The 22,458-nt window shown below is 41.0% G+C and carries 20 protein-coding genes, 1 riboswitch and 1 other annotated feature; of the genes, 6 read left to right on the forward strand and 14 right to left on the reverse strand.

Going from position 1 to position 22,458, the window contains the following annotated elements:
• Positions 1-89: 89 nt before the first annotated feature.
• The 4 genes from ric to J4G36_RS12050 all read right to left on the reverse strand — a co-directional run bounded on the left by ric (position 90) and on the right by J4G36_RS12050 (position 4,791).
• Positions 90-788: an iron-sulfur cluster repair di-iron protein gene (gene ric, locus J4G36_RS12035; protein ID WP_210470607.1), complete on the reverse strand. Its 699-nt coding sequence runs from the start codon at positions 786-788 to the stop codon at positions 90-92.
• Between the two features lie 339 nt (positions 789-1,127).
• On the reverse strand, positions 1,128-2,165 hold the full coding sequence (locus J4G36_RS12040) for a ribonucleotide-diphosphate reductase subunit beta (protein WP_210470608.1): 1,038 nt from the start codon (positions 2,163-2,165) through the stop codon (positions 1,128-1,130).
• A complete protein-coding gene (locus tag J4G36_RS12045) occupies positions 2,153-2,581 on the reverse strand; it encodes a flavodoxin (protein ID WP_483315902.1) in 429 nt (142 codons plus the stop codon). The genes J4G36_RS12040 and J4G36_RS12045 overlap by 13 nt, the downstream gene beginning before the upstream one ends.
• A complete protein-coding gene (locus J4G36_RS12050) occupies positions 2,569-4,791 on the reverse strand; it encodes a ribonucleoside-diphosphate reductase subunit alpha (RefSeq protein ID WP_210470610.1) in 2,223 nt (740 codons plus the stop codon). The genes J4G36_RS12045 and J4G36_RS12050 overlap by 13 nt, the downstream gene beginning before the upstream one ends.
• 194 nt (positions 4,792-4,985) lie before the next feature.
• A riboswitch (cobalamin riboswitch) is annotated at positions 4,986-5,175 on the reverse strand.
• A 377-nt stretch (positions 5,176-5,552) separates the two neighbouring features.
• On the opposite strand from J4G36_RS12050, the gene J4G36_RS12055 reads away from it, so the two are divergent.
• The 3 genes from J4G36_RS12055 (at position 5,553) to argS (ending at position 8,611) form a co-directional block, all read left to right on the forward strand.
• Positions 5,553-5,765, forward strand: a complete 213-nt coding sequence (locus J4G36_RS12055) for a helix-turn-helix transcriptional regulator (protein WP_210470611.1) — start codon at positions 5,553-5,555, stop codon at positions 5,763-5,765.
• Positions 5,762-6,460, forward strand: coding sequence for a DUF3169 family protein (locus J4G36_RS12060; RefSeq protein ID WP_210470612.1), 699 nt, complete (start codon positions 5,762-5,764; stop codon positions 6,458-6,460). The genes J4G36_RS12055 and J4G36_RS12060 overlap by 4 nt, the downstream gene beginning before the upstream one ends.
• Before the next feature lie 87 nt (positions 6,461-6,547).
• Positions 6,548-6,754 (forward strand) — a binding site (T-box leader).
• 192 nt (positions 6,755-6,946) lie between these two features.
• Positions 6,947-8,611, forward strand: coding sequence for an arginine--tRNA ligase (gene argS / locus J4G36_RS12065; RefSeq protein ID WP_210470613.1), 1,665 nt, complete (start codon positions 6,947-6,949; stop codon positions 8,609-8,611).
• A 59-nt stretch (positions 8,612-8,670) separates the two neighbouring features.
• Here argS and J4G36_RS12070 read toward each other — a convergent pair whose 3' ends face one another.
• The 6 genes from J4G36_RS12070 to J4G36_RS12095 all read right to left on the reverse strand — a co-directional run bounded on the left by J4G36_RS12070 (position 8,671) and on the right by J4G36_RS12095 (position 15,448).
• Complete coding sequence (locus J4G36_RS12070) at positions 8,671-8,976, reverse strand: hypothetical protein (protein WP_210470614.1); 306 nt, start codon at positions 8,974-8,976, stop codon at positions 8,671-8,673.
• Between the two features lie 164 nt (positions 8,977-9,140).
• Positions 9,141-10,565, reverse strand: coding sequence for an alanine/glycine:cation symporter family protein (locus tag J4G36_RS12075; protein WP_483315900.1), 1,425 nt, complete (start codon positions 10,563-10,565; stop codon positions 9,141-9,143).
• A gap of 159 nt (positions 10,566-10,724) precedes the next feature.
• Positions 10,725-12,686, reverse strand: coding sequence for an ABC transporter permease (locus tag J4G36_RS12080; protein ID WP_368668775.1), 1,962 nt, complete (start codon positions 12,684-12,686; stop codon positions 10,725-10,727).
• Complete coding sequence (locus J4G36_RS12085) at positions 12,664-13,452, reverse strand: ABC transporter ATP-binding protein (RefSeq protein ID WP_210470617.1); 789 nt, start codon at positions 13,450-13,452, stop codon at positions 12,664-12,666. The genes J4G36_RS12080 and J4G36_RS12085 overlap by 23 nt, the downstream gene beginning before the upstream one ends.
• Positions 13,453-13,726: 274 nt before the next feature.
• Positions 13,727-14,755 carry a sensor histidine kinase gene (locus J4G36_RS12090; RefSeq protein WP_210470618.1) on the reverse strand — a complete coding sequence of 343 codons (1,029 nt, stop codon included), beginning with the start codon at positions 14,753-14,755 and terminating at the stop codon, positions 13,727-13,729.
• A 15-nt stretch (positions 14,756-14,770) separates the two neighbouring features.
• Positions 14,771-15,448 (reverse strand): response regulator transcription factor, encoded by a 678-nt coding sequence (locus J4G36_RS12095; RefSeq protein ID WP_210470821.1) that lies wholly within the window; start codon positions 15,446-15,448, stop codon positions 14,771-14,773.
• Between the two features lie 273 nt (positions 15,449-15,721).
• On the opposite strand from J4G36_RS12095, the gene J4G36_RS12100 reads away from it, so the two are divergent.
• Genes J4G36_RS12100 through J4G36_RS12110 form a run of 3 tightly spaced genes read left to right on the forward strand, consistent with a single transcriptional unit; the run spans position 15,722 to position 18,397 of the window.
• Entirely contained in the window at positions 15,722-16,858 is a 1,137-nt protein-coding gene (locus tag J4G36_RS12100) for a betaine/proline/choline family ABC transporter ATP-binding protein (RefSeq protein WP_210470619.1), read from the forward strand.
• Positions 16,851-17,504: an ABC transporter permease gene (locus J4G36_RS12105; protein ID WP_210470620.1), complete on the forward strand. Its 654-nt coding sequence runs from the start codon at positions 16,851-16,853 to the stop codon at positions 17,502-17,504. Before J4G36_RS12100 ends, J4G36_RS12105 begins: the two co-directional genes overlap by 8 nt.
• Positions 17,505-17,506: 2 nt before the next feature.
• Complete coding sequence (locus J4G36_RS12110) at positions 17,507-18,397, forward strand: glycine betaine ABC transporter substrate-binding protein (protein WP_210470621.1); 891 nt, start codon at positions 17,507-17,509, stop codon at positions 18,395-18,397.
• Positions 18,398-18,716: 319 nt separating this feature from the next.
• On the opposite strand, the gene J4G36_RS12115 is transcribed toward J4G36_RS12110, so the two are convergent.
• The 4 genes from J4G36_RS12115 to J4G36_RS12130 all read right to left on the reverse strand — a co-directional run bounded on the left by J4G36_RS12115 (position 18,717) and on the right by J4G36_RS12130 (position 22,449).
• Entirely contained in the window at positions 18,717-19,508 is a 792-nt protein-coding gene (locus tag J4G36_RS12115; RefSeq protein ID WP_210470622.1) for a dioxygenase family protein, read from the reverse strand.
• Positions 19,509-19,548: 40 nt separating this feature from the next.
• Entirely contained in the window at positions 19,549-20,244 is a 696-nt protein-coding gene (locus J4G36_RS12120; RefSeq protein WP_210470623.1) for a carboxymuconolactone decarboxylase family protein, read from the reverse strand.
• A 35-nt stretch (positions 20,245-20,279) separates the two neighbouring features.
• Positions 20,280-21,827, reverse strand: coding sequence for a 4-hydroxyphenylacetate 3-hydroxylase N-terminal domain-containing protein (locus tag J4G36_RS12125; protein ID WP_210470624.1), 1,548 nt, complete (start codon positions 21,825-21,827; stop codon positions 20,280-20,282).
• 163 nt (positions 21,828-21,990) lie between these two features.
• Entirely contained in the window at positions 21,991-22,449 is a 459-nt protein-coding gene (locus tag J4G36_RS12130; RefSeq protein WP_210470625.1) for a flavin reductase family protein, read from the reverse strand.
• Positions 22,450-22,458: the final 9 nt, after the last annotated feature.

Consider the following 22,458-nt stretch of genomic DNA (forward strand, 5'->3'; position numbering starts at 1 on the left):
ACCCTCAACCTGAAAGAATATACAGTTTATATAGAAATAAATTAAAATTGCCTATCCACTCGTACAGTAGATAGGCAATTTTAATTCATTTATAATTCAGCTCGAACTCGTTCAAATAAGATATTATTTTCAAGATGTACATGGTCGAACGTCTCTTTTTCTAATTTCTCCAAGCGTGCATAAACGAGACGATATGTGCCGCAAGCACCTTCTGGCGGCGTGAAGTCATTCGTGATTTCCCTCAGTTCGCGCAACAACTTTCCGGCATTTTCATGTTCTTCTTCGAGTTCGAAAACATGCGGTTTCAACTTTTCTTTCAATCTGTCTGTCGGTTTGTCTAGAAATTCTATCATAAGCGGAAATACAATTCGGTCTTCATCTTCCGTATGATCCAGCAGTTCAATTCGCAACTCTTTAAATAAATCCTGCAACCTTCGCAGATGTGGGTGATTTTCTCCGTGTACACGGGAAACTCTTGTTATATAGGGTGCTAATGAAGGCAATTCTTGACGTAAGTTTTGATGATAGTTTTCTTGGATGTAGGCGATCAATGTTTTGTTTCCAAAACTAGACGGATGCGTGTTACCACGATTATCCTGTGTCTTTTTCACAGTAGTAATCTCTTCAAAGACGACATCGGGTTGAATTCCTTTTTCCAAAGCTGCTTCTAGTAACGACACTTTTCCACCACAACAATAGTCAATCCGGTGTTTCCTGAAAACATCTGCAGACCATGGAACCGCAGTAACAATATCAGCTACATTCATTTCCATTGAAATTGTTCCCATCATTAATTCCTCCTCTATTGTATGCATATCATTTCGTTAAATTTATAGGCGGGCTCTACCCCATTAGGGAATCTACCCAATAAACGTAAAACATGGTCTACCGAGAAGTACCCTTTAGGATTAACCCGTTGTCTATATAATAGAAGAGATTATTATGACTGGATATGATATAAATCACAATTTCGAGGATTTAATGAATAAAAAAACTACGCACCAGCGTGGCGATGCGTAGTTATATCCTTATGTTTAAATTATTGCAATACCTGCGATTGAAGTCCGCGCAATTGAGTTCGAAGTCCTCTCCCTCTCCCGTTCCAGCGGTGTGAAAACAATCAAAACCTATAAATCATCAAACCCATTCAAATCACTCGTTTTGACATATTGCCTAGAGGCTTGTTCGAAGAAATCTGTTTTCGTATCATCGAAACTATCCACGTAGGCTTTAATCCATCTCATAGGATTGTTGGTGAACTCTGGATAGATTTCATCGAGTCCGAGCATCCGCAGCATTTTATTGGCCCGGTATTTAATGTAGCCTTCCATTTCTTCAAGATCGATGCCGTCAATATCTGCCAACACATACTGGCTCCACGCGACTTCTTGTTCGACGGAGTGGCGGAATTGATCGTAAATCCATTCTGTGAACTCATCTGTATTGTATTCTGGATTTTCTGCTAAGGCTGCGCGGAATATGTCGCTAATTGCTTTTCCGTGCTGTAACTCATCGCGGTTAATATACGACACCATTGTCGATGTTCCGACCATCTTCTGGTTGCGCGCCAAATTGTAGAAGAACGCGAAACCGCTGTAAAAAAATAGCCCTTCCAGTAAAGTCGTATAGACCATTGCTTTTAACGCAGAATCAATCGTCGGTCTTTCTGCAAATTCATTGTACACGTTGACAATGCGTTCATTCCTGCGCATTAAAACCTCATCGGTTCGACCCATTTCGAATGAAGCGATTTGCTTATCTAACGTCGTTACAGATGAAAGCACATAGGCATAACTATGATTATGTTCGCTTTCCTGATCCGCAATTGTCGCCATTAATGATTTGACGGAGGGATCGGTTGTAAAATGAGAAATCTTTAACGCAATATCCGTTTGCGGACCGTCCAGCGTTGCTAATAAACCAATGATTTTCAAGAATGCGTCTTGTTCAGGTTGGGTCAGCGTTGAAAATTGCTTGACGTCTTGTGTCATATCAACTTCATTTGCTGTCCAAAACAAGGAACGTATTTGTTGCCTTAGTTTATAAAAGTGCGGGTGTGCAAGATCATTCCAATTTAGAATTCCGCTGGCTTTTCCGCCGAAAATAGCGGTTGATTTGTTTGGGTTTGCTGGATTTAATACTTTTACTCTGTTTAGTGTGACCATTGTTTGATAACCCCTTCCGTCCAATTAATTACATCGATTTCTTGTGTTCCTCTTGGACTTTGTTCGATTTTCAGCGGTGCATATTTCGACTCGTAAAATCGCGCTAACTTTACTGCAGCACTGCAAAATAATGCATCTCCGCCGAATTGCGTGTCGCCAGTTCCAAAAACGTAAACATTCGAAGGTTTATAGCCTACTTCCGCCACGAAATCTTTCACTTCATCAGGCGTTGCGCCTTTGTCCCATGTAAACGATCCAATAATGAGTGCATCAAACGCACGTACGTCGGGAAGTAGCCCCGTACCGATTCTGTATTTTGTTACGTCGATATCCGATTTCAAGACAACCTCTTCAATAAGCTCCGCAACTTCCTCTGTGTTTCCGCTCCAAGTTGCATAAGCGATTAAGAATGACACCATTCACACTCCGCAATATCCGTGGCGCTTGAACGCGTGTAATAAGTTGTTTTCATGCCTGACTTCCATGCTTGAATATGCAAGTCGAGTAAAACGGAAGCACGAATCGTATTCGGGACGTAAATATTGAAAGAAATTGCTTGGTCAATATGGCGCTGCCGAGCCGCATTTTGTTTGACGGACCAACGTTGATCGACAATATAGGCGGAACGGCGATAAATGTCATACGTATTATGATCCAAGTCCGGTGCCACTGTTGGCAATTTATAATCCTTTTTCTCCTCATGGAAAAACGGTTTGAAAATCGGATCGATGGAAGCAGTTGAACCTGCAATTACCGATGTGGAAGAATTCGGTGCAACAGCCATCAAATAGCCATTTCGCATCCCATTCATTGCCACTTCAAAGCGCAGTTCACGCCATTCTTTTGAATCGTATCCTTTGTTATCGAAATAGTCTCCAGTCTGCCAGTCGGATCCTTCGAATAAAGGATAGGCCCCTTTTTCTTTTGATATTTCCATCGAAGCGGAAATAGTAAGGTAAGCAATCCGTTCATATAATGTATCAGCGTACTCTACTGCTTCGTCTGATTCCCATTGTATATTTTTCAGTGCAAGTAAATGATGCCAACCGAATGTCCCTAGTCCAATTCCACGGTATCTAGAATTTGTTCGAGCCGCTTGTACGACAGGGATTTTATTCAAATCAATGACGTTATCGAGCATGCGTACTTGAATTTTAATTAGTCGTTCTAACACGTTCGCTGGAACTGCTTTTCCAAGGTTAATGGAAGACAGATTACAAACAACAAAGTCGCCTGGTTTTGAACGGGTAACAACAATATCATCTTCGAGTGTGACAGATTCAAATTCCGTCGCACTCATGTTTTGAGCAATTTCTGAACACAAATTCGATGAGTAAATCATTCCTTCATGTTTATTCGCATTGGCACGGTTCACTTCGTCGCGGTAAAACATGAACGGCACGCCTGTTTCTAGTTGGCTTCGTAAAATTCGCTTCATTAAGTCAATCGCCGGCATTGTTTCTCGGCTAAGTTCTGGATGATTGACGCATTCCGCATACTTTTCACGGAATGAACCCTCGCCCCGTTTTTCATCGTAGGAATCTTCCAGTGAATAGCCCATCACTTCCCGAACTTCATGCGGATCAAACAGATGCCAATCTCCACGTGCTTCGACTGCCTCCATATAAATATCCGGTAAACAGACGCCTGTAAAAATATCATGCGCCCGCATGCGCTCGTCCCCGTTGTTTAATTTCAAATCGAGGAATGTGAAAATATCTTTGTGGAAAACATCTAGGTATACAGCAATCGCACCTTGTCTTTGACCAAGCTGATCGACACTAACCGCTGTATTATTTAATTGTTTAATCCATGGTAGAACACCGCTTGATGCACCTTTAAATCCACGAATCGAGGAGCCACGACTTCTAACTTTCCCCATATAAACACCGATTCCGCCGCCGTATTTCGACAAATTGGCGATATCTGTATTGCTGTCGTAAATGCCTTGCAAAGAATCGTCTACCGTGTCGATAAAACAACTTGATAATTGGCCATGTGGTTTTCCTGCATTCGACAATGTAGGTGTTGCAACGGTCATATATAAATTGCTCATCGCCCAATAGGATTCAGCTACTTTTTCTAGACGATTTTCCGTTTCGTCCTGCATTAGCGTCATGGCAATGACGAGCCAACGTTCTTGCGGAAGTTCCACTGGCTTTTTAGTGAAATCAACTGCAACATAACGATCTATTAACGTTTTTAATCCAATATAGGTAAATAACTTGTCTCGTTCGGGTTCAATGACACTTCCCAGATAATCCAAATCTGCTTTTGAGTATTTTTCGGTTAATACGGGTGTGTATAAACCCTTTTGCACTAAACTTTCCACATGGCCAGCAAAATCAGCATAGACCGATTTACCGCGTTGCTTTTCTTCGTGCGCATAGACTTCTTCAAGATAAATTCTTGCAGCAACAAACGTCCAGTAAGTTTCGTCTTCTGCGACAAAACTGATTGCCTCGAGCACCATTGCCTTCGCCCATTCAGAACGTTGCCCGTCAGGATGCCTTTCTATCCAACGTGCGCTCACTTTAAGTAACGGTGCTATTTTCTGTTCGCCAAACTCGTTTTGTAATTTATGTAATAGCTGATCAATTTTTGGTGTTTTAATTTTAGTCGTCATGTTATTCCGTCTCCTCCCAATTATGTAAATCGATTTTCGACATGAAAAAGCGATAGGTCTGCCTCTTCGGCAGAGCTATCGCTCATGGATTTTTTAAGTTGGAAACAGAATGGGCGTCCTTGAATATTCTTCTAAAGTTAGAAGATAGACGGAAGAAACCCGCTCGCTTCCACCTCTCAACCCCCGAAGAAAGTGTCGCTTGATGATGAAAGGCAGGTCTCCTGGCTTACGCATCGATCTTCCACCAAAACCTTCCCATGGATTTTTCCACAGTGGCATTCTGAGGCGGTCGTCCGCGTTTACAGTTGCGGGGACAGCTCCGGATTATCCGGATTCCCTATTAAACCGATTAAAGAAGAATTGAACTTCATTCTTCCTACAGGAAGAACTGAACTCCATTCTTCCTCCGGTACCATTCCATCATTCAATACTATATATAGTGCCTTGTTCACTTCCTATACCCTAACATATGGTGTTTTAATCGTAAATAGGTAAAAAGTTTTTCATGCGAGAATCACTCGCTTATCCACATATCCACAAGTAATTTATCCACAACATGTTAATTGCTATCATACTCTTTCATGTTCCAGAAGGAAAAGTTATGAACAGTTCTGAATAAAACTGTTCATATTACTTTTTATGCATAGAGGAATTTTTCATCATTATTTTCTCGTGTCGACAATTAAAATAGTCATAATGACAACAATAGTTGTCACTATGACTATAAAGATATACACTAGGTATGAAGAGGAGGAAATACGATGGCGATATTACTTAATCGTTTAAAAGAATTACGTGCTAGAGACGGACTCAGTCAAACTGAGTTAGCTAAATTAACCGATTCCTCAAGACAAACAATTAGTTTAATTGAACGAGGCGATTATTTACCATCTATTTTAATTGCGATGAAAATCGCGAAAGTATTTCAACTGCCTGTGGACGAAGTATTTTCAATAAAGGAGGAAGAGAAATGAAGAAAAAGAAAGGTTCACTTAGCCTCTTTATGGCTGTTGGGTTCGCGTTTACTTTCGGTTTGATTGTTATATTATGGGATGGGTTCAGCCCCAGCGTACCTTATGGAAAAGAGTTGATAGCTTTTGGAATGCTCGCTATCTTACTTGTCATGTCCATTCGTATTGGATTGATTTGGAATCAGGCTGATAAAAAGGACACGCCAGAGATCAACATCGATGAGCTTGAGGCAAGAAAAGAAAAAGTTGCCCATAAATTTGTCGGCTCTACTTCTTTATTGTTTATCATTGGGGCTACCAGTTCTTTCATCGTCGGAATAGAATGGGACTTTGGCTATGACTTACTTGCAACCGTAATTGTTATTTTATATTTTGCGATTTTTATTTTTGCGATCTATGCTCAAATGAAAGCGATTAGTTTCCATAATAAATACAGTCCTGCTGCATTCGTAAATCTGAAACGAATAGACGGATACAAAGAAATTTTTGAAAATCTGGATGAAGGAGAAAAGTTTGAGCAATATCGTGTTGCGTATAAATCCTTTTATGCCATGAACTTCCTCTTTCCCGCTACACTCCTTACCCTATTTTTTGTCTCTATCGCATCTAGCCCACAATACGTCGCAATCTTGGTAGTCGGTGCACTGTGGTTCATCATGTATATGATTTACCACCGTGAAGGTGCCAAAACACACTAATTCCTATAAAATATGTTTTAGTAGTGAATTTATAGAAAAGACCAATAATCATATTGACGCCATTGCAAATGCTTGCTATAGTCATCTACAACATCTTGGATGAAGAGAGTAACAAACTTTTCTTTTTCAGCGAACTGGGGACAGTGAAAGCCTAGTAAAGAATGCTTGTGAAGCGCACTTCGGAGATACTTTTCTGATTTAAGTAGGAAAAGTCGGTGTCTCGCCGTTATGAGTAAGCGGCCCGATCACGGGCAAGTTGAGTGGTACCGCGGAAGTTATGCTTTCGCCTCATTTATTTGAGGCGGGGGCTTTTTTTGTCCCGCATTAACGGGCAGTGAGACTCCCACCTCAAGACTTGAGATAAACGATAAGAATAGGTGGGAGTCAACTGCCCGTAAATGCCCGATTGGTTCAACTAACAATCCGTGGGGAAGAACACCCCACGGATTGAAGTTTCACTTTATTGACAAAAAGGAGGAATATGAGATGAAAACAGAGGTCATGCATGTGTTGCAACAATTTAGTCCGATTCCCTTGAATATAAATATGTTAGAACAACCCGCTCACACACATATGGGCGATTTAGCATTGCCCTGCTTTCCGTTTGCAAAGAATTTAAAAAAATCGCCTGTTATGATTGCGGATGAAATTGCAGATGCAATCCGTCATCCACTTATCCACAAAGCCGAAGCCGTAAACGGTTATGTGAATATCTTTCTGAACCGTTCTCAAATCACTAGTTCCCTGCTCGATAGAATCCGTGAGCAAACTAAATCCTACGGGTCATCCGATGTTGGAAATAACGGGGTCGGGACAATTGATATGTCTTCCCCTAACATTGCAAAACCGTTTTCCATGGGACATTTGCGCTCCACGGTCATCGGAAATTCAATTTCTTTATTGCTTGAAAAGAACGGCTACAAAACTGTGAAAATCAACTATATCGGTGATTGGGGGACACAGTTTGGCAAGCTACTAACAGCCTATCGAAAATGGGGCAACGAACAAGAAGTAAGAACAAACCCGATCCAGACTCTATTAAAGCTCTATATCCAGTTCCATGAAGATGCAGAGCAGGATGAAGCATTGAATGATGAAGGAAGAGCAGCTTTTAAGGCATTAGAAGACGGGGATACCGAAGCGCTTGCCTTATGGGATTGGTTTAAATCAGAATCATTGAAGGAGTTTCAACGCATTTATGATTTACTCGGCGTGAAATTCGATTCTTATAACGGCGAGGCTTATTACAACGATAAAATGGAACCTATCGTCGATTTGTTGAATGAAAAGGGATTGTTGAAGGAATCGGACGGCGCTTTGGTCGTCGAATTAGGAGATAAAATGCCGCCTTGCCTGATTAAAAAATCAGACGGAGCGACACTGTATGCGACTCGCGATTTAACTGCTGCAATCGACAGAAAAAAGACATATGATTTCGAGAAATCCATCTATGTCGTCGGGAATGAACAAAGTCTACACTTTACACAATTCAAAAAAGTCCTCGAAAAGATGAGTTATGAATGGGCGCAGGATATCGAACATGTACCTTTCGGGCTTATTTTGAAAGACGGAAAAAAGATGTCGACGCGTAAAGGCAAAATCGTCTTGTTGGAGGAAGTTTTAAAAGATGCAATCTCGCTTGCACAATCAACGATTGAAGAAAAAAATCCGAATCTGGAAAATAAGATAGAAATTGCTGAAGCTATTGGTGTTGGCGCTATTATTTTCAGCGATTTGAAACAGCACCGAAAACATGATATTGAGTTTGATCTAGAAACAATGCTTCAGACTGAAGGAGAAACTGGTCCCTACGTTCAATATACTTTCGCCCGTGCTAATTCGGTGTTAAGAAAGGCCGGGGAAACAAACTCTTATACAGTGGATGAAGTGAATGATTTCGAGTGGAAAATCGTAAAAGAGCTAGAACAGTTCCCTGAAATCATCCAACAATCCGCTAAAGAACTAGATCCTTCAATCATCGCGAAGTACGCGGTTAATCTGGCACAGGCTTTTAACTCATTTTACGCGAATGTTCATGTACTAACCGATTCGAAAAACAAACCATATAGAATCGCACTTATCACAAGTACGACGATTGTCCTAAAGGAAGCGCTTCGACTGTTGGGAATGAAAGCACCCGAAAAGATGTGAATTAAATCTAAAAAACCTGTATCGCAATTTTTAAGTTGCGATACAGGTTTGATTTCAAATTATCTGTTGTTATTGTTGTTGTTATTTCGGTTATTGTTACGGTTGTTTTTATCATTGTTATTGTTGTTGTTATTGTTGTTAGGGTTTAGATCAAGAAAATCATCACCAAACTCTAAGTTTTTGTCTTGATTATTGTTCTGGTTGTTACGGTTATTTCGGTTATTGCGGTCGTTTTGATCTTGGCGATTACGATTGTTGTTGTCCATGAATGGTTTCACCCCTTTAAAGTTTGTTAAGTGAATGCCCCACCTACAATTTATATCATGTCCCCAAGTTGAAAAAAAATCCGCTTTTTCAGCTTCCAAGTTTAACCTATTTTTCGACGTACTTTTTACTATTCATTTACAATTTCATGCCCTACAAAAAACACCTCCACAAGTCTTTGATATGTTTTGCTTGAATGCAAAAAATATACTTTTCCTGTGAAGGTGTTTTATTCGAATAAAAAAATGTTTTTTGCTAAGGCTAATTATAGTTTTGAAATTCTGTCTTTCACTTTGGAATCTTCCCAGCATTCGGCGTTTTTCAAGCCAGGAATGGAACTTGCTTTAAACACTGGATTCAAACCTTTACGTCTTTGCGCAGAGAAGTCATCCAACACTTTAAATGCAACTCTTCCAAGTATCGCAATTACAATCAAGTTCATGACAGCCATGATCCCCATGAACAAATCCGCCATGTTCCAAACGACGCTCACTTTCGCCATCGCGCCGAACATAACCATGCCGAGTACCAAAACGCGGTAAATCGTCATCCATGATTTATGTGCTTTAATGAATTCAATATTCGTCTCGCCGTAATAATAATTTCCGACAATCGAACTGAAAGCGAAGAACATGATCGCAATCGCAACGAAATATGGCGCCCACGAACCAACATGAACTGCCATGGAGGCTTGCGTTAATATAATACCACTTTGTTCTCCAGTCGAATAAAGTCCAGCCAATATGATAATAAAAGCAGTGGCCGAACAAATCATCATTGTATCAAAAAACACACCTAAACTTTGTACAAGTCCTTGTTTCGCCGGGTGGGAGACATTCGCCGTAGCTGCCGCATTCGGCACACTTCCCATTCCAGCTTCGTTAGAAAATAATCCTCGACGCACCCCTTGCATCATGGCTACACCGATACCACCACCGACGACTTCCTTAATGCCAAAAGCATGTTCAATGATCAACATAAAGACGGCGGGAATTTCCGTAATATTTACGATGACAACATAGAAGGCGACTAATAAGTAAAATATCGCCATGATTGGGACAATTAACTCTGTGACTTTAACAATTCGTTTCACGCCGCCAAAAATAATAACCGCTGTTAATATAACTAATGCAAGGCCGACTAACCAGTCTGGTAGACCGAAAACATCCATAAACGATTGGCTAATCGTATTCGATTGAACCGCATTAAAGATAAATCCAAAACATAGCGTTAATAAAACTGCAAAGACTATTCCTAGTTTGCGATATCCAAGTGCTTTCTGCATGTAGTATGCTGGTCCACCGCGGAATGTATCGCCGTCCTTCACCTTATACACTTGTGCTAGCGTACTTTCTACAAAAGCAGTGGCCATTCCGATAATTGCAATCATCCACATCCAAAATACCGCCCCAGGGCCGCCAATTCCAATTGCAAGCGCTACGCCCGTCACATTTCCAGTGCCTACTCTGGAAGCGGCACTAATGGTAAACGCTTGAAAAGGGGAAACCCCATCGTTACTTTCCTTTTTCTCAAAGATCAGTCGGAACATCTCTTTAAATAATCGAATCTGGACAAATTTGGTGCGAATCGTGAAATAAACACCAATTATCAATAAAAAACCAATGAGTACATACGTCCATAAAAAATCATTTGCAGGACCGACTAACCAGTTAAGCGCGTCCATTACCATATGCAACAAATCCTTTCAACCAAAACTTCTACTTAGACATCTTAATACACACATTCCCTCAAAAGATACAAAAAACACTTTTTTTATAGGTTTTTTTATTAGTTATAAAAGTCGTACTGATTGGTTAATTTCATTCCAATCAGTACGACTTATTTTTTCTTATAGTGCTGCCTTTACTGTTTTCCGGTAGTAACCTATAGTCAAGAATGCAAAGACGATGTAAATGATTGCGTATAATCCCATCGCAATGGTCGTTGGTACTGTAATATCAGACATGAACAAGAATGACGCTGCTTTTATCGCAAAGACAGAATGCAACAAACCGATTGCAAGCGGCAATCCGAAAACAAACATTTGCTTACGAATAATTCCTTTCATAATATCCTTCACCGTAAATCCAAGCTGACGAAGCGTCGCGTAACTTTGTTTTTCCTGTTCAGCTTCCGTCATTTGTTTGAAGTACAGGATGCTCCCTGTGGATATTAAGAACACCAAGCCCAGGAAACCAGCGATAAAGATTAGTAACCCATTAGTTTGAATTCCATTCTCATACATCGAATAGTAATCTTTAGCGTAGGCGTAATTCTCCCCTTCGGCATGATCTATATACTTTGATTGGAAAAATATTTTAGATGCAGCTTTGAGCTGATCTTTATCAAGTAAATTAACTGCAAATACATCTAGAATTTTACTATCTTCATTTTCTGAGGGCAATTGTTCTTTTAACTCTTCAAAATACGCATCACCGATGACTAATTGAAAACCTACAGAAACGTAATTCACAACGTTTCCACTGCCCAACTCCGTTACACGAAATTGCCTGTCGGTATCTCCACTAGTAATGTTGACGTCAAACGGCAATTTCATATTTTTCATCGACATCGCATACATCATATCATGCATAACGGCTTTTCCTTTCGTAGGTGCCTTAACTTGAAAACCGGCTTTTTCAAGTTGTTGATCACTCACAATAGAAAATCCGTACGTACCGTCCATCGGTCCATCCCACTCTGGGAAAACTTTTTTTTCGAATGTACCCCAAACAGTAAGTAACTCAATTTTATTACTCGTAAAGCCAATTCCGTTCTCTTTTAGCTCTTCCCCAAATTGCGCCGCTAATTCCCCGTTACTTTCAAACATAAAATCATGCGGCATGGAATAGCGTGACTCTTTTTCCGTCGAATAATAAAGTGAATAACAACCCGCCAACATCGCAAGCGTCATTGCAGATAAAACAGTAATGATCGTTAATGAATTGGCATTTCCTTTCATGCGGTGCATAAGTGATGCAATTGACAAACTATTGTTCAATCCAAGATGACCTTGTTTTCTAGCACGAAACTTATAAAACAACCAACTAATTGTGATGCGAAACAACAGATACGTTCCTAAAATGGTCGATACTAGGACAGCAACCATATTGAACAACAGCCATTCGTTCAACATATTCCCTGATAACCAGTAACCAAAAACGATTAGACCAATTCCTAAAAGAGCCAAGATTGCTGATACGACTGTTTTCGGTTTCTTTGGATTCTCTCCTTTTTTATCTGCATTAAATAAACTAAGCAATGTGTTTCGATAAACTGCGAATATCATTTGTATCGTTGTTAGTAAAATAATCGCAACGAACACAATTATTGTTTGCAGAATGGCCTCTGTTGAAAATGATAAGGCTATGAATCCTTCATAACCAACCAACTTCATCAGCAATAGTAAAAACACACGCGATACGAGTATGCCTACACCTATTCCAATAACGAGTGCCCCCGCACTCAGAATCGTATTTTCAATAATTAGAAGGCGTGAAACGGCAGCTTTATTCAAACCGATCAATTGATATAAACCAATCTCACGGCTGCGTCGTTTAAGAAAAATTGCATTTGCATAAACAATAAATATCCCTGCGATAAAAATGAGTAAACCACCAGCCACTTTAAAAGCGGAATCAAACTTCATTGATTGTCCAGCTCGATCGACAATCGAGGAGTCATATTGCAAAGTAGCAAAAACGAAATACAGAACGACACTAAAAATGAGTGCGAAGAAATATAAATAATAATGTTTAATATTTTTCCGCATGCTACGAATGACCAGGTCAAATAGTGTCAACGCTGTCACCCCCGAGAACACCCTGGACTTTTAAGATGTCCTGGAAAAAGGCCTGTCTCGTTTTGTCGCCGCGGTATAATTCCGAATAAATCTGTCCATCTTTCAAGAAAACAACACGGCTCGCGTAACTAGAAGCAACCGCATCATGCGTTACCATCATGATCGTGACGCCACGCTTTTTATTAACATTTTCCATCGTACCTAAAAGCGACGAAGCCGATTTCGAATCAAGTGCTCCTGTTGGCTCATCCGCAAATACCATAGAAGGTTCATTAATCAGTGCGCGTGCTGCCGAAGTCCGTTGCTTTTGGCCACCGGATATTTCATGCGGGTATTTATGTGCGATGTCGGTAATTCCCAAAATCGTTGCGATGTCGTTGAATCTTGCTTCTGCTTCTATTTTCTTCACTTTTCCAAGTGAAATTGGCAGAAGGATATTTTCCTTCGCGGTTAATGTATCCAAGAGATTATAATCTTGAAAAATGAACCCGAGTTTGTCGCGACGGAATGCCGATAAACCAGCATCTTTCATCTTCGATATATCATCTCCGTCAATCAAAATCGCACCGTCTGTCGCACGATCGATTGTGGCTAGAACATTCAACAGCGTAGTTTTCCCAGCTCCCGAAGGTCCCATTATGCCGACGAATTCCCCTTTGTTCACGCGAAGATCGATTCCTTTCAATACTTCCTGCACATTCCCTCTTGTACCAAATGATTTACGAACGTTTTGTGCGTGTAATACAGTTTCTTGCGATGTATGTGTTTTATTCACCACGAATGCCTCCTTATTTCAATCCTGCATTTATCATATCGTGAAATTTATGTGTGGTCGCTTGATTGTGATGACAAAGAGGCTGTCCAATGTGACATTGTTGTCACGTTCGTCAAATATTGGTGAATCTCAGGTGGTCCAAAAGTCCCTTTTTGCGGATATATTGTTCGAATGTACGGATATCTGTCTCAAACCTGCGGATATAACTTGAAAACAGACGGATATATATCCTCAATACACGGATATGTGCACAAAACGTGCGGATATATTTATTTCATCGTTTAAGCACCATTTGATCGAACTCATTTTCAGTCGGAAACACGATTTCCATTGTTGTTCCATTACCAGTTGTTGATTTAACAGTTAATGTAATCCCCATTTTCGCCGCGACTGTTTGAGCCAGATAGAGTCCGAGTCCCGTCGCTGCATTATGTATTCTACCTGTGCCTCCCGTAAATCCTTTATCAAAAACACGTGGAAGATCATGCGGTTTTATTCCCGGGCCATCGTCTGTAATGGACAAACTTGCAATCCCCGATGGTTTTATGCTTGTCGAGATCGTGATTGTTCCGCCAGCTGGACTGTATTTAACAGCATTCGTTAATAATTGGCGCATGATAAACCTGCACCATTTAACGTCCGTTAACACTTCCACACCTTCCCCTTCAAACTCGACCGCAATATTTTTATCCATGCACCATGAAGCAAGCTCCCGCACTTCTGCCGAAGCAAGCTTTTGCAAATTTGTATTCTCAATTACATAGTCTGCTTCTATCGACGCCAGTCGTGAAATTGACAACTGCTGGTCCACGAGTAAATGTAGACGCAACCACTCTGACTCGATTTTCCGAAATGCAGGATTACCGCGATGCTCGTCTATTGTGAGTTTCATCGCGGTAAGCGGCGTTTTCACTTCATGCACCCAGGAAGCGATGTAATCCCCTTCATGGATAGTTACTTTTTTCATTTCAGAGGATTCTTTCGACCAGTTCTCTGCCGCTTGAAGAAGCATTGCCTTCGTTATTTCGTCATAAGAAAAAGTTGTGTCAGGCAATGCAATATACCACCCATCTATTCCCGCCTCCATTAGCGAAGAAAGTGCTTTGGTGAACCTCGTCTCCACTCGATAACGCCAAATTAAAAATGCGATAAAAGAGACCACTAGTAACATATTAAAATAGAGCACTGACGTAAATTCCACTGCGATTCCTTGATCAAGCCATACAATTAGGTTAATAAATCCAACTGCCGCTATGAAAAAGAGTATCCAACTTTTCCGGTCATTTATGTAGCGAATAAACATAAGGATACCCCATTTCTACAGTGTAATAGCGACATAGCCTAGCCCTTTTTTCGTTACAACTGCTTCACCCAGTCCGATTTCCGCAAGCTTGTGGCGAAGCCTTGTCACGTTCACGGTAAGCGTATTATCATTTACAAATCGTTCGTCATCCCATAACTTTCGAATCAGCTCATCGCGGGAAACAATCTCGTTACTTGATTCAACGAGTACTGCCAGGATAAAAAATTCGTTTTTCGTCAATTCAACTTCAATTCCATCCATGCGAATAACGCCGCGCTTCATGTCAATCATGGCACGATTCCATTCAAGGACATCAGGTTTTTCTTCTCCATAAGAATACGTTCTTCTAAGGAGGGCTTGCAATTTAGCGAGTAACACATCCGTGTCAAAAGGTTTTTGAATATAATCATCTGCCCCCATATTCATCGCCATGACCATGTCCATCGGATGATCGCGGGATGATAGAAAAACGATAGGAACTTTAGATACTGCACGTATTTCTCGACACCAATAAAACCCGTCAAATGCGGGAAGTTGAATGTCGAGTATGACAAGGTGCGGTTCTTGGATTAAAAATGAAGTCAGCACATCTTCGAAGTCATCTGGACCTGTCACAGTAAATGACCATTGTTCAAGTCGAAATTTTAATGATTCAAAAATAGCCAGATCGTCTTCTACAATGAAAATATTCATATCCAATACGGTCACTTCCTTTACTTATTTACACTATAACCAAGATGATGCGCGAGACGCAATTATAGGCGTCATTTCCCGCGTATTCTCACTCAATTTTCAAATAAGTCCAATTTCAATTCCTGCAAAATTCCGTTCAATATGTTATACTATATGAATGCGACGTGATTGCTATAGTCTTCAGGGATACAATACGTCCTCATGGCCCCCTTCGATTTGGTTAGGTTCTTATCGAAAATACAGGGCTTTTTTTAAAAAACACAGGAGGTACCTATGATTAAGTTTGAAAATGTAACAAAAACGTACGACGGTGGATTTCAAGCAGTGAAATCTGTCGAATTTGAAATTCAAGACGGCGAATTACTTGTTCTAATCGGTCCAAGTGGTTCGGGTAAATCAACAACAATGAAAATGATTAACCGCATCATCCCCCACACAAGCGGCACAATCTCCATCGACGGCAAAGACGTCAAATCATACGACGCTGCCGAACTCCGCCGAAACATTGGCTATGTCATTCAGCAAGTCGGGCTCTTTCCTCATTATACAATTGAGAAAAACATCGCAGTTGTGCCCCAACTTAAAGGCTGGAATGAAAAAGATATAAAATCACGCGTTAACGAACTATTACTGCTCGTTGGACTAGATCCTGAGATTCATGCAACTCGTTATCCAAAAGAACTTTCGGGTGGACAACAGCAACGCGTCGGTATTGCAAGAGCGCTTGCAGCCGATCCAGATATTATATTAATGGATGAACCTTTTAGTGCGCTTGATCCTATCACACGTGAACAATTACAAGCCGAATTAATTACACTACACAAGAAGTTGAAAAAGACGATTGTGTTTGTTACGCATGATATGGATGAGGCACTCAAGATGGGTGACCGTATAGCGATTATGAAAGATGGCAGCTTACTTCAACTAGACACTCCAGAAAAAATACTACATGAACCTGCTCACGGCTTTGTTGAGGAGTTTATAGGGAAGCATCGAATTATTCAAAACCCAGAACTTATGCCGGTTACTGAGATTATGTCAGAATCAATTGTAACTTCTCTTCCACATCGTTCTCCTGAAAGAGCGATATCGCTTATTCGCCAACGGAAAATCACGCATCTAATTATCGCCGATGACGATAAACAAATACTAGGAATTGTATCTGCTTATGATTTAATCAAGGAATTTAATAACATCCAAACGGTTGATGAAATTATGCTCCCTGCAGATCCGGTTTTATTTGACTCGGACACAGCAAAAGATGCAATTATTATGATTGATGAAGCACCGCACGGAATGATTCCAGTTGTGGATAAAAATCGCAAAATCGTAGGACTTGTCACACGCGGCTCCTTGCTCTCCGCCATGTCCAGCCCGTGGACGGATACGGAGGAAAAAACAAATGAATAATTTAAATATATGGCAACAACTCGTTGAACAAACTCAATTACGTTGGGGTGAAGTGCTAAGCGCCACCTCTGTTCATATTCAACTCGTATTCTTTTCGATGATCATCGCCACTACACTTGCCGTAACACTCGGAATTGTCGTGACGCGCGTACCAAAGCTTAAAACAATTGTACTCGGCGGAACTGGTATTCTTCAGACGGTACCAAGTTTGGCGTTGCTTGGGTTTATGATTCCCATTTTCGGAATCGGCGTAAAGACTGCCATTGCAGCCCTATTTCTTTACTCGTTGCTTCCAATTATGAGAAATACGTATACAGGCATTAAAGATGTCGATCCCGCAACGATTGAAGCAGCTAGAGGGATGGGCATGACGAGCATGCAAATTTTATTCAAAGTCGAATTGCCTTTAGCAGTTCCAGTCATTATGGCCGGAATTCGTACGGCTGCTGTTATTAACGTCGGAAACGCGACACTTGCAGCATTTATCGGAGCAGGCGGACTCGGAGACTTCATTTTCCTTGGTATTACACGAGGCATTGATGGATTGATATTACTCGGGGCTATCCCAGCCGCACTTCTTGCGCTTATCCTGGAAACGTTCTTTAGTGCAGTTGAACGTTGGACAACGCCGGAAGGATTGAAGTAATCATGAAAAAGAAATTGATACTCGCAACATTAACTGCCTTACTGGTAAGTATGTTATCGGGTTGTATCTTTATCGAAAAAGATTCGCTTAGACTCGGCTCCCGTAACAATACGGAAAGTATTATATTGTCGCATGTGATGGGGCAATTAATCGAAGATAAAACAGATATCGAAGTTATTTATAAAGAAAACCTTGGTGGATCGTCTGTTGTCTGGAACGCTATGACGAATGGACATATTGATGTCATTCCTGACTATACGGGAACGATTGTCGTAACGTATTATCATCAAGAACCTGGTACCGCTGAAGAAACGCTTAAAATGACGAAGGAACTTGTGAATGGTGACGGCATTTACGCGTTTAACACATTCGGGTTTAATAATACGTATACACTTGCACTTGATGAAACGATTGCGGAAGATCTTGATATTCACACATTCAGTGATTTCGCTAAACACTCAGGAGACTTTACATTGGGTGCGGTGTTTGAATTTATTGACCGACCGGATGGGTTACCTGGTTTCCAAAAGGAATATAACCTCGATTTCAAGAACGTCAAAGGGATGGACCACGGCATGATGTACCGCTCGATTAGTGCGGGTGAAGTCGACGTGATTAACTCTTACACGACGGACGGACAACTACAAGTGTATGATTTACGCGTGTTGGAAGATGATAAATCATACTTCCCGCCGTATCATGCCCTTCCACTCGTTCGACAAGAAACGCTTGAAAGATACCCTGAACTTGAAGAAGTCTTGACGCTTCTTGAAGGGAAAATCGATGAAGAAGCGATGCAAATTATGAACGGTAAAGTTGATAATGACGGCATGATGGTCGAACGCGTTGCAAAAGAATTTCTTATTGAAGCAGGACTGATTGAGAAAGAATAAGATGGTAATTATACCGGGTGCTTGAATTAGTTATTCAAGTACTCGGTTTTTTTACGCCAAAATCGTTGATATTCAGTTGCGGGTGTAGTTTGCTTGCACTTATTCGTGGTTTGCGTGTAGTTTGCTTGCACTTATTCATGGTTTGCTTGCACTCGACCTCTGTTTGCTTGCAGTGTAACGTGGTTTGCTTGCGCTCAAATCATTTTGCTTGCAAGTCATGACCTTTGACTCATTCAATATACCATTATTTGTACGTTGCGTTAAAAAATAAAAAGTAGAAAGGAGTTTTAAAAACTCCTTTCTACTTTTTAATTTACAATTAGCTATATACCGGTTGATCTTGCAGTCGTAGTGCGAAATCTAGGTGTGCTTTATAGAAGTCTTTGGCCAATCCTTTTTCAGCGCCATCATGTTTTGTAAGCTTTGTAATGAGCGTGCCTCGGACGCCTTTAGCCACGTCATTGTCCAAGTATTTATTTCCTTCAAAGAATACTTGAGAAATGAGCGGATCTCCGTTTTCCGGTTTAAACAAGAAATGTAAGTGTGCTGGTCGCGTTGGATGAGAATCGATCCACTCCAAAAATTGTCCAGTGGGTCCATTTGTCGGAATCGAATAATCCCCCGGTACGACTGTTTTCACTTCGAAGTTTCCATCCGCATCGGTTTGAAGAATACCACGTAAATTTTCATTTGGAATGCCCTCAGCAAAACCAGAGTACTCCCCGCTCGCATCAGCTTGCCACATATCTACAGTTGTATTGGCCAGTGGGTTTCCATCGACATCCTTAATTGTTCCACTAAAGAACAGGACGTCCCCAGGCTCATCGGAACGCATCGGCAGCGCATAAGGTGCCGTTAGTTTCGTGGCATTTTCTAAATAATAGGGGCCAAGAATTGTGGGTTCTGTCCCTTTTACATTTTTGTACATCTCTTGGAGTGCATGCGTTTCGAAAAACACATCCATGAATAGCGGAACTTCACCTGCTTGCCCCAACTTATTCAGCCAACCAACCAATGCTTCATAATCATTATGGTCCAATTCATGTTCGCTTATTAACTCCTTAAATTTGGTGACCAAACCGTTATAAACATCGACAACTTTTTGATTCATTCGTTTCATTCCTCCCAGTATAAATTAATTTACACGCTATTTATAAAAGTGAATCGCTCGTTTCGAACCAAGCCGGAATCCCCGCAGTTAACATACTGATCAAACCCATTTCAACGAGCTCTTCTTCAGAAACACCGATTTCTCGGCCCGCATCAATCCACTTTCCAGCCGCTACGCCTTGAAGTTCGACTGTGTATATGCCCGCCATCAAAATGTATTTTAGCTTTGAGGAGACAAATCCTTCTTTAAATAAGTTTTCCACAAACATTGGATCACCGGCGCGGACACATTCTAGCAATTTTTCAATGAAACTTGTGTCTTCGTTTCTCATTAACTGAATCATTCTAATGAGAATCTCCTCTAAAGAACCGTCATCTTCAATTGATGAATCTTGAAAAGAAAGTGCGCAATCCAATGATTTAAACGCCATTTTCAGCGCTTCCTCGCCGTTATACACATATGGAATGAGTAGATATTCGACGAGTTCAGGAATTGTCGCTCCCTGGTTCATAGCGCTTTTTGTATGATAAACCATGCTGCGTTCATATAGTCTAGCGGCATTCATGCCGATGAGAAGAAGATCTTTTTCCTTTGTCGACAGACTACCGTCTTTCATTATGTCGCTGCGCAATGCCGTGTAATGTCCGAGTGCATCGGCATGATAATCATGCATTTTCTGCACCCAATCTGGCACAACGTCATATATTTTTTTGAAATAAGCTAACCCATCACTCATTCCCATTCACCCTATCCAAAAAAGACTTTACGCATTTATTTTTTAAAATAACTCACATCGTCCGGATTAATCCACGTATCGTTCGTCCAACCATCTAAGTTGTAATCATTCATGCACGCTTCTGCAAACTTCTCGAACTCGTCTGCCTGTCCACTCATATTGGCAACAACGAGATTTTCAAGACGAATATTTTCGTGGTTTCCGGAGTAATTGCGCTCGTATAATTCATGCCTGCCGCCGTACTCAGTTCCGATTACATCCCATAGTAATTTGATAAGTTTTATTTTCTCTTCCGCTTTAACGCCGTAAGAGCCTCTATATAATTTATCTAAATACGGTCTTAACTCAGGATTTTTAAAGTCTTTGGCACTTGATGGTTGCGCAATTAGACTTCCAGCGACCACATTTTCGATAATTTCTTTTACTTTTGGCCATCCTTCAGACATGAACATCCGGTAAGCAAGACCGTAATTCAAATTCGGTAGAACCGTGCCGTTTCGTCCCTCATCCGGATTCAGCGCCATCGCGTCACTGATTGCCCAAAACATGTTTTTCCACGCAATAACTTCGCCTACGTTCACTTGAACGCCGCGGAATTGGTCTGTCCCATTCATTTTTACAGCTTTCAATAATAACCCTGAAACAAAATCGAGCTTCACTGCGAGTCTCGTTACACCATGAAAGGTGAACCTGTTCAAGAAGCCACTTTCCGCGAAAAAGTTATTCGCTTTTTCAATATCTTTGTAAATGATGACATTCTCCCAAGGAATGACCGCTTTATCAAAAACGAGAACAGAATCATTTTCGTCAAATCGACTGCTAAGTGGATAATCGAATGGACTTCCCATTACAGCTGCCGTCATTTCATATGACGCCCTGCTGATCAACTTCACACCTGGGGTATCCATCGACGCGATAAATACTAGTGCATAATTCTCATCTGTAATTGGTGCTGCGCCGTAATGCGCTACGAAGTTGAAGTTTGTTAAAGCCGATCCCGTTGCAACCATTTTAGCGCCACTGACGATAATGCCTTCATCCGTTTCGCCTTCCGTTCTGATAAAGATATCTTTTACGGCTTCGAGCGGTGTATGTCGATCCACAGGCGGATTGATAATGGCATGATTGAAATACCAATTTCGCTCTTGCGCTTCCTTATACCATCGCCGTGCGTTATCCGCGTACTTTCCATAGTAATCTGGGTCTGCTCCAAGTGTCCCAAGGAATGCTGCTTTGTAATCCGGAGATCTTCCCATTTGCCCAAATGTCAACTTCGCCCATTCAGCAATCGCGTCTCTGGATTCGAGGAGTTCCTTGGAGTTCTTGTCCACTCTGAAGTACTTTTGCGTGAACCCGCCGTTTCCTGTGTCCGTCTCGGTTGTCAGAACATCTTTCGTTTTTTCATCATGTAGCGCATCGTAGAGCCTTGCGATTGAACGGGCTGCATTTCGAAAAGCTGGATGTGTCGTAACATCTTTCACTTTCTCGCCATGTAGCCAAATTTCCCGTCCATCTTTTAGACTTTCTAAGTACTCTTGTCCAGTCAATGGAATCGTTGTCTTTTTCTCTTCATCTACTTTCATTATTTCTTTCCTCCTTTTAATTACACGGTTCATTACAAACGGCTCAAAACCTCAATTCTTTTCGTTCTAAATTGGAATGAAGAGTTGTCCATAATCTATTGTATTTAGGCGCACCTGGGTTTATTCATAAATAACTAGTAAGTTATGTTTATATGTTTACGTTTCAGGTCGTAATGGATGTAAATTTACCTTTGTAATAACTCAATGGCTTTCCTTCGGAATAATTAAATCTGATCACCTTTCCAATGTATAAAACATGATCTCCACCGTCATATTCGGCCCATGGTTCACACTCTAAATATGCTAGTGAATCTTTTAATCGATGACAGCGTGTCCCCTTTTCCCAGCTAAAAGGTTCATTTTCAAGCGGTCTTCCGGCGAAATGCATCGCAGTATCTTGCTGCGTTTCTTTTAATATATTGATTGTGAAATGGTTATCTTTCAAAAATTGAAATGCCTTCGTTTTTCGATCTACAGATACGAGCAGTAACGGCGGATCTAATGATACTGAAGTAAATGAGTTCGCCGTAAACCCATGTTTCCCGGCATCCGTCTCACAAGTGACGACAGTTACACCTGTCGCGAAATGTCCGAAACAGTTTCTTAATTCTTTACTATCCATCTACGTCTC

It is taken from the genome of Sporosarcina sp. 6E9 (genome assembly GCF_017921835.1).
In the GTDB taxonomy this organism is placed as follows: Bacteria; Bacillota; Bacilli; order Bacillales_A; family Planococcaceae; genus Sporosarcina.

Excerpts from the sequence above, each read along its gene's own strand:
- ric (WP_210470607.1), bottom strand. The coding sequence starts at position 788 with ATGGGAACAATTTCAATGGAAATGAATGTAGCTGATATTGTTACTGCG.
- J4G36_RS12040 (WP_210470608.1), bottom strand. The coding sequence starts at position 2,165 with ATGGTCACACTAAACAGAGTAAAAGTATTAAATCCAGCAAACCCAAAC.
- J4G36_RS12050 (WP_210470610.1), bottom strand. The coding sequence starts at position 4,791 with ATGACGACTAAAATTAAAACACCAAAAATTGATCAGCTATTACATAAA.
- J4G36_RS12055 (WP_210470611.1), top strand. The coding sequence starts at position 5,553 with ATGGCGATATTACTTAATCGTTTAAAAGAATTACGTGCTAGAGACGGA.
- J4G36_RS12060 (WP_210470612.1), top strand. The coding sequence starts at position 5,762 with ATGAAGAAAAAGAAAGGTTCACTTAGCCTCTTTATGGCTGTTGGGTTC.
- argS (WP_210470613.1), top strand. The coding sequence starts at position 6,947 with ATGAAAACAGAGGTCATGCATGTGTTGCAACAATTTAGTCCGATTCCC.
- J4G36_RS12075 (WP_483315900.1), bottom strand. The coding sequence starts at position 10,565 with ATGGTAATGGACGCGCTTAACTGGTTAGTCGGTCCTGCAAATGATTTT.
- J4G36_RS12090 (WP_210470618.1), bottom strand. The coding sequence starts at position 14,755 with ATGTTTATTCGCTACATAAATGACCGGAAAAGTTGGATACTCTTTTTC.
- J4G36_RS12095 (WP_210470821.1), bottom strand. The coding sequence starts at position 15,448 with ATGAATATTTTCATTGTAGAAGACGATCTGGCTATTTTTGAATCATTA.
- J4G36_RS12100 (WP_210470619.1), top strand. The coding sequence starts at position 15,722 with ATGATTAAGTTTGAAAATGTAACAAAAACGTACGACGGTGGATTTCAA.
- J4G36_RS12105 (WP_210470620.1), top strand. The coding sequence starts at position 16,851 with ATGAATAATTTAAATATATGGCAACAACTCGTTGAACAAACTCAATTA.
- J4G36_RS12110 (WP_210470621.1), top strand. The coding sequence starts at position 17,507 with ATGAAAAAGAAATTGATACTCGCAACATTAACTGCCTTACTGGTAAGT.
- J4G36_RS12115 (WP_210470622.1), bottom strand. The coding sequence starts at position 19,508 with ATGAATCAAAAAGTTGTCGATGTTTATAACGGTTTGGTCACCAAATTT.
- J4G36_RS12120 (WP_210470623.1), bottom strand. The coding sequence starts at position 20,244 with ATGAGTGATGGGTTAGCTTATTTCAAAAAAATATATGACGTTGTGCCA.
- J4G36_RS12125 (WP_210470624.1), bottom strand. The coding sequence starts at position 21,827 with ATGAAAGTAGATGAAGAGAAAAAGACAACGATTCCATTGACTGGACAA.
- J4G36_RS12130 (WP_210470625.1), bottom strand. The coding sequence starts at position 22,449 with ATGGATAGTAAAGAATTAAGAAACTGTTTCGGACATTTCGCGACAGGT.